At 61.7% G+C, this 780-nt stretch carries 1 protein-coding gene; it reads right to left on the bottom strand.

Going from position 1 to position 780, the window contains the following annotated elements; all coding sequences use genetic code 11:
• Positions 1-780 (bottom strand): integrase core domain-containing protein (locus NKH28_RS34330; RefSeq protein WP_352981467.1); only part of this gene is annotated, 780 nt, incomplete at both ends.

Below are 780 nucleotides of genomic sequence, written 5' to 3'. Positions count from 1 at the left end.
CTCGTGCCGAACGGGTTGTCGATGGTCTGCAAGGTCCTCTGTTCCAAGTCGATATAACCGAGATCGTAATGCATGAAGCTGACGAGCCAAATGCCGTCGTCGATCTCCTTGATTCCCAGCCTCTGACCGGCGAGCACGGTCGAGACGTTGATCTTCTTCCTGTGCATGCAGATGCGGCCGCAAGCGGTAACCAGGATGTCGCGGTCGTGGAAGGGGTATTCCAGTTCCGGCAGGCCGTCATAGGCTCTTGAGGACGGCGTGTAGAGCTCGGCCGGGGTGCGCATGGCGAGCGCCTCGTGTGGCCTTTCCTCATTGAATTCGCTGATGAAAGCGTCGAACCTCGCCTGCTGCTGGAGGATGTTCATGCCGGGCGGCCTGGTCGTCTCTTTCTTTAAGGTCAGATGCATGCGCTCGTGGCGGCCGTTCTGTTGCGGGTTGCCCGGCTGGATGCGCTCGATGACGATGCCGGGCCTGAGCCAGAACACCGACAGGCGCGAGAGATTGTAGAGGCCGTTAGGCGAAGCGAAAGGGAGCCCGTTGTCGGAGCGGATGGCGGCGGGCAGGCCGCGCTCCCTGAACAGCCGCACGAAGGCCTCGATGACCGGCGTCTCCTTTGTCGATTCAAGCGCTTCGCAGGCGAGCACATAGCGCGAGATCTGGTCGGTGACCGTCAGGGGGTAACAGTAGCTACCGTTGCCGAGCCTGAACTCCCCCTTGAAGTCGGTGCACCACAGATCGTTAGGGGCGGCGGCTTGCGACAATGGCGTGCCCACGGCCTTG

The sequence above is a fragment of the Mesorhizobium sp. M1227 genome, assembly GCF_040318315.1.
Taxonomy (GTDB): domain Bacteria; phylum Pseudomonadota; class Alphaproteobacteria; order Rhizobiales; family Rhizobiaceae; genus Mesorhizobium.
Note: the sequence above shows the minus strand (reverse complement) of the source record. Positions and strands in the feature narration are given on the sequence as shown.